This window comes from Pseudorhodoferax aquiterrae (assembly GCF_014652235.1).
GTDB lineage: Bacteria > Pseudomonadota > Gammaproteobacteria > Burkholderiales > Burkholderiaceae_C > Pseudorhodoferax > Pseudorhodoferax aquiterrae.
Genome location: NZ_BMYK01000047.1, coordinates 21,672 through 27,696, shown reverse-complemented (window position 1 = coordinate 27,696; position 6,025 = coordinate 21,672). Strand labels below are relative to the sequence as shown.

Sequence of the window (6,025 nt, the reverse complement as noted above, 5' to 3'; positions counted from 1 at the left end):
CACGCCGGCGCCAACGCGCGCGGCGCCGTGCCTGCGGCGCGCTGCTGCTGGCCTGGGCCCTGCTGCTCTGCACCCTGCCCTGGCTGCTGCCCGCCACGGCGGCCGGCGGCACCGCCATGGCGCTGCAGGTGCTGGCGCCGCTGTTGGCCGCGCTGCTGGCGCCAATGGGGCTGCCCGTGGCCCTGCTGGCGGCCGTGCCGGCCTCGCAGGCGCTGGCCTGGGCGCTGCACGGTGCGTCCGGGCCCGCCGGAAGCGCCGCCGCGGCCGCGCTGCTCGCGGCCGCGCTCGCTGTGCTCGGCCACCGTCGCTGGCGGCGCCAGCGCCTGGCCTTCTCCGAACGCGGCGACGCGCTGCATGCGTTGCAGACCGCGCTGCGCGCCGCGCACCAGGCCGACCGTGACAAGACCCGCTTCCTGGCCACCGCCACGCACGACCTGCGCCAGCCCGTGCATGCGCTGGGCCTGTTCGCCGGCGCGCTGGAACTGCGGCTGCTCGGCACCGAGCAGGAGCCGCTGGTGCGCAACGTGTCGCGCTCCATCGAGGGGCTGGAGCGCTCGTTCAATGCCATGCTGGACGTCTCGCGGCTCGACGCCGGCGCCGTGGAGCCCAACCTGCAGCACTTCCCGCTGCGCGACGTGTTCCGAAGGCTGCACATGCAGTACGCCGGCCAGGCCGAGGCGCGCGGCCTGGGCCTGCGCTTCGCACCGGGCGGCAAGTCGGTCACGAGCGACCCGCAACTGCTCGAACGCATCCTCGGCAACCTGCTGCAGAACGCGCTGCGCTACACCGAACGCGGCGGCGTGGTGCTGGTCGCGCGCTCCACGTCCAGCCACATCCATGTGGAGGTCTGGGACACCGGCATCGGCATCGCGCCGGCCGAGCTGCCGCGCATCTTCGAGGAGTTCTACCAGTGCGGCCGCTCCACGCGCGGGCGCCAGGGCCTGGGCATGGGCCTGGCCATCGTGCGGCGGCTGGCCCGGCTGCTGGACCACGGGCTCACGGTGGCCTCGCATCCCGGGCGCGGCACCATGTTCCGGCTCGCCATCGCGCGCGGCGGCCTGCCCGAGATCCGCGACGCCACCGCCGCCGCCGACACCCGCCCACTGCCCGTGCCGCAGGCGCGCACGGTGCTCGTGATCGACGACGACGAGGCCATCCGCGAGGGCCTGCGCATCCTGCTCGAGGAATGGGGCTACGCGGTGACGGCCGCGGCCAGCGCGCAGGCGGCCCAGCATGCGGCCGCCGCCATGGAACTGCCGCCCGACCTGATCGTCTCCGACCTGCACCTGGGCGAGGACGCCGACGGCATCGCGGCCATCGCCGCCGTGCGCCGCCAGTGCGGCTACGAGGTGCCGGCCATCGTCGTGACCGGCGACACCACGCACGAGGAACTGCAGCGCGCCGCCGATGCCGGCCACACCGTGCTGGTCAAGCCGCTGCAGCCGCGCAAGCTGCTCGGCACGGTGCGCGGCATGCTGCCCTGACATGACACCCCCCCGTTTGGATTTCTCACTGCGTGTAGAAATCCCATCCCCCCCAGGGGGCGCCGCGAGCGCCAGGGCAAGCCCGTTGCGCCGCGGCCGCTGGCATGGCCTGCTCCGCGGCCTTCGGAGCAGTGGCTGGCGTGGCGGCTTCGTGTCCCGGGGATGGCGCGCCAGCGCCGTGGAAGACGGAGATGCGGCGCGGCCCGCATCCCTCTTTCGCGGGATGCCGCGCCGGCCCAAAGTGACTTTCGTCGGCTGTGCAGTGCCGCACGCCGTCCTAAAGTGGTCCGCAACCCTTCCGCAGGACCACTGCATGCCGACGCTGGACATCGACGCGCTCCTCACCCCCCTCGCCGGCGATGCGCCGTGCGGGCCGGCGCTGGACCACGACGACGCGTTCCAGGCCCTGGAACGTGCTGCCGCCGGCACGCCGGAGCAGCAGTACGGCACCAAGCTCATCGCGGCCACGCCGCCGGACTGGCCGGCCGTGCACCGGCATGCGCTGGCCCTGGCCGCCCGCACGCGCGACCTGCGCGTGGCCGTGTGGCTCACGCGCAGCGCGGCCCATGCCGAGGGGCTGGTCGGCATGGTGCAAGGCCTGCAGCTGCTGCAGGGCCTGCTGGAGCGGCACTGGCCGCTGGTACATCCGCAACTCGATGCCAGCGAGGGCGACGATCCGACCGCACGCACCAATGCCATCTTGCCGCTGCACCGGCCCGAGGGGCTGGCCGACCTGCGCCGGGCCGCGCTGGGCCCGGGCCGCCAGGCGGTCACCGTGCGCGACATCGAACTGGCCTTCGGCAACGGCGCGCCGCTGCCCGCCGAGCCCGTGCCCACGGCCGAGGGACTGCTGCCGGCCATCGCCGCGGCCCAGGCCCAGCAACCCGCGCTGGCCACGGCCATGCAGGCCGGCCTGGCCGCCGTGCGCGGCATGGCGGCGGCGCTGGACGAGCGGCTCGGCGCCGGCCGCTCGCCCGAGCTCAAGGCCCTGCAAGCCCTGCTGCAGGCCGTCGCCCTGGCGGGCCAGCGCGCGCAGGGCCAGGCCGCCGCAGCGGCACCGGTACAGGAGGCCGCACCTGCCGCTGCTGCTGCCGCCGCCGTGCCGCCGCCCGGCGCCATCGCCTCGCGCGAGGACGCGATCCGCCTGCTGCAAAAGGTCAGCGAATGGATCGAGCGCAACGAGCCCACCAACCCCGCGCCGCTGTTCATCCAGCGCGCGCAGCGCCTGATGACCAAGAACTTCCTCGAGATCATCCGCGACCTGGCGCCCGACAGCGCCGGCCAGATCGAGAAGCTCGCCGGTTCACCCAAGTGAGCCCCACCGCGCCCGCCGCCGCCACGCACCCAAGGAGCCCGCCATGGCCACCAGCAGCCAGAAGTTCATCGCCCGCAACCGCGCCCCGCGCGTGCAGATCGAGTACGACGTGGAGCTCCACGGCGCCGAGAAGAAGGTGCAGCTGCCCTTCGTCATGGGCGTGCTGTCCGACCTCTCGGGCAAGCCCGAGAAGCCGCTGCCGCCCGTGGCCGAGCGCAAGTTCGTCTCGGTCGACGTGGACAACTTCGATGCCTGCATGGAGGCCATGAAGCCGCGCGTGGCCTTCCCGGTGGAGAACCGGCTGACCGGCCAGGGCAAGCTGGCCGTGGAACTGACCTTCAAGACCATGGACGACTTCTCGCCCGGCGCCGTGGCCAGCAAGGTGGAAGGCCTCAAGCAGCTGCTCAAGGCGCGCCAGGAACTGGCCAACCTGCTGACCTACATGGACGGCAAGACCGGCGCCGAGGACCTGCTCGCCAAGGTCATGGCCGACCCCGCGCTGCTGGCCTCGCTGGCCGCTGCCAGGAAGCCGGCGGCCCTGCCCGCCGCCGAAGCCGGGCCGGCCGACGCCGCCTGAGCACCGCCACACCGCATCCACGGAGGAGCACCATGGCCACCGACACCGTCCAGACCGCAGCGCCGCTGCAAGGCATCGAATACCAGGGCAGCGACTTCGCCAAGCTGCTGGACCAGGAGTTCCGGCCGATGTCGGCCGATGCCAAGACCGCCGTCGAGCAGGCCGTGCTCACGCTGGCGCAGCAGGCGCTGGCCACGGCCCCGCTGGTCGACGGCGACGTCATGGCCCACATCGAGGCCATGATCGCCGAGCTGGACAAGAAGCTGTCCGAACAGGTCAACCTGATCCTGCACCACCCCGACTTCCAGGCGCTGGAAAGCGCCTGGCGCGGCCTGCACTACCTGGTCAACAACACCGAGACGGACGAGATGCTGAAGATCAGCGTCATGAACATCTCCAAGGCCGACCTGGGCAAGACGCTGGCCAAGTTCAAGGGCACGGCCTGGGACCAGAGCCCGCTGTTCCGCAAGATCTACGAGGAGGAGTACGGCCAGCTCGGCGGCGAGCCCTTCGGCGCGCTGGTGGGCGACTACTACTTCGACCACAGCCCGCCCGACGTGGCGCTGCTGGGCGAGATGAGCAAGGTGGCGGCCGCCGCGCACACGCCCTTCATCGCCGCGGCCAACCCCAGCCTGATGCAGATGAAGTCGTGGCAGGAGCTGTCCAACCCGCGCGACCTGACCAAGATCTTCACCACGCCCGAGTACGCCGCCTGGCGCTCGCTGCGCAGCTCCGAGGATGCGCGCTACATCGGCCTGGCGATGCCGCGCTTCCTCGCGCGCCTGCCTTGGGGCGCCAAGACCGCGCCGGTGGAGGAATTCAACTTCGAGGAAGCCACCACCGGCGCCGACCACGCGGCCTACGCCTGGGCCAACTCGGCCTATGCCATGGCCGTCAACATCAACCGCTCGTTCAAGATGTACGGCTGGTGCACGCGCATCCGCGGCGTCGAGTCGGGCGGCGCGGTCGAGGGCCTGCCCACCCACACCTTTCCGACCGACGACGGCGGCGTGGCCATGAAGTGCCCGACCGAGATCGCCATCGGCGACCGGCGCGAGGCCGAGCTGGCCAAGAACGGCTTCATGCCGCTGCTGCACCGCAAGAACTCCGACTTCGCGGTCTTCATCGGCGCGCAGTCACTGCAAAAGCCGCAGGAGTACGACGACCCCGACGCCACCGCCAACGCCAGCCTGTCGGCGCGCCTGCCCTACATGTTCGCCTGCTCGCGCTTCGCCCACTACCTCAAGTGCATCGCGCGCGACAAGGTGGGCTCGTTCAAGGAGCGCGCCGACATGGCCAAGTGGCTCAACAAATGGATCATGAACTACGTGGACGGCTCGCCCGCGACCTCGTCGGAGGAGACCAAGGCCAAGAAACCGCTGGCCGCCGCCGAGGTCACGGTCGAGGAGGTGCCCGGCGCGCCGGGCTACTACACGTCCAAGTTCTTCCTGCGGCCCCACTACCAGCTCGAAGGCCTCACGGTGTCGCTGCGCTTGGTCTCCAAGCTGCCATCGCAAAAGACCGCCTGAACCGCGCATCCAAAGGAGCCAGGCGCGGGCCGTCGTGCGTGCCTGGCCCCAGCGACGTCACGACGTTCATCCCATCACTGAAGCGAGGAAACCATGGCCCATGTTGACTACTTCCTGAAGATCGACGGCGTCGAAGGCGAAAGCACCGACGACAAGCACTCCGGCGAGATCGAGATCGAATCCTGGAGCGTGGGCGGCGCCAACGCCGGCTCCTTCAGCAGCGGCGGTGGCGGCGGCAGCGGCAAGGTCGCGCTGCAGGACTTCCACTTCGTCAAGAAGACCGACAAAGCCTCGGCCAAGCTGCTGACCGCCTGCTGCACGGGCGAGCACCTGGCCACCGCGACGCTGGTGTGCCGCAAGGCCGGCGGCGAACAGGAGGAGTTCCTGACCGTGATCCTCTCGCCGGTGCTGGTCAGCAGCTACCAGACCAGCGGCTCGGCCGGCTCGGACATCATCCCGATGGAGCAGGTGTCGCTGAACTTCGGCAAGATCGAGTTCAAGTACAAGCCGCAGGACGGCAAGGGCGGTCTGGGCGGCGAGGTCGTCGGCGGCTGGGACGTGACGACCAACAAGAAGGTCTGAGCCTGCCCCGGGGACCACCGCCATGCCGCCGCCCTCGCCGCAACAGCCGGCCGCGTCCGATGTCTTCCTCAGCGTGCAGGCCAGGCGCGCGGGCAAGGTCAAGGGCGAGGTCACGACCGAAGGCCACGCCGAGGACATCCAGCTGCTGCGCTGGAACTGGGGCGTCAGCGCCAACACCGCCATCGGCTCGACCGAGCGCACGGCGCGGCGCGTGTACCGCCAGCTCGTCGTGACCAAGGCCATCGACGCCGCCTCGACCGGACTGCTGGCCGCGCTGGCCAGCAACGACGAGATCAAGGAAGCGGTGCTGACCATGCGCAAGGCCGGCGGCGAGGCGCTGGACTACTTCACGATGACGCTGAACGACGCGCGCGTGGTGGCCGTGGACATCGAGGTCGATGCCGACGGCCGGCCGCTCGAACGCGTGTCCATCGCGTTCACCAAGATCGGCATCGTCTACCAGGCCCAGCAGGGCGCCGGCCTCGGCTCGGGCAGTTTCAGCTTCGACGACGAGGTCCTGCCCAGCTGAAGGGCGGTG

General features: G+C 71.2%; 6 protein-coding genes. All 6 read left to right on the top strand.

The window, feature by feature from the left end:
• The coding region (locus IE209_RS32320; RefSeq protein ID WP_189690970.1) for an ATP-binding response regulator at positions 1-1,484 on the top strand (1,484 nt) is incomplete at its 5' end.
• 313 nt (positions 1,485-1,797) lie between these two features.
• A complete protein-coding gene (gene tssA, locus IE209_RS32315) occupies positions 1,798-2,799 on the top strand; it encodes a type VI secretion system protein TssA (RefSeq protein WP_189690969.1) in 1,002 nt (333 codons plus the stop codon).
• Positions 2,800-2,842: 43 nt separating this feature from the next.
• Positions 2,843-3,376: a type VI secretion system contractile sheath small subunit gene (tssB, locus tag IE209_RS32310; protein ID WP_189690968.1), complete on the top strand. Its 534-nt coding sequence runs from the start codon at positions 2,843-2,845 to the stop codon at positions 3,374-3,376.
• 32 nt (positions 3,377-3,408) lie between these two features.
• Complete coding sequence (tssC, locus tag IE209_RS32305; protein WP_189690967.1) at positions 3,409-4,905, top strand: type VI secretion system contractile sheath large subunit; 1,497 nt, start codon at positions 3,409-3,411, stop codon at positions 4,903-4,905.
• A gap of 93 nt (positions 4,906-4,998) precedes the next feature.
• On the top strand, positions 4,999-5,487 hold the full coding sequence (locus IE209_RS32300; RefSeq protein WP_189690966.1) for an Hcp family type VI secretion system effector: 489 nt from the start codon (positions 4,999-5,001) through the stop codon (positions 5,485-5,487).
• Between the two features lie 22 nt (positions 5,488-5,509).
• Entirely contained in the window at positions 5,510-6,016 is a 507-nt protein-coding gene (locus IE209_RS32295) for an Hcp family type VI secretion system effector (RefSeq protein ID WP_189690965.1), read from the top strand.
• Positions 6,017-6,025: the final 9 nt, after the last annotated feature.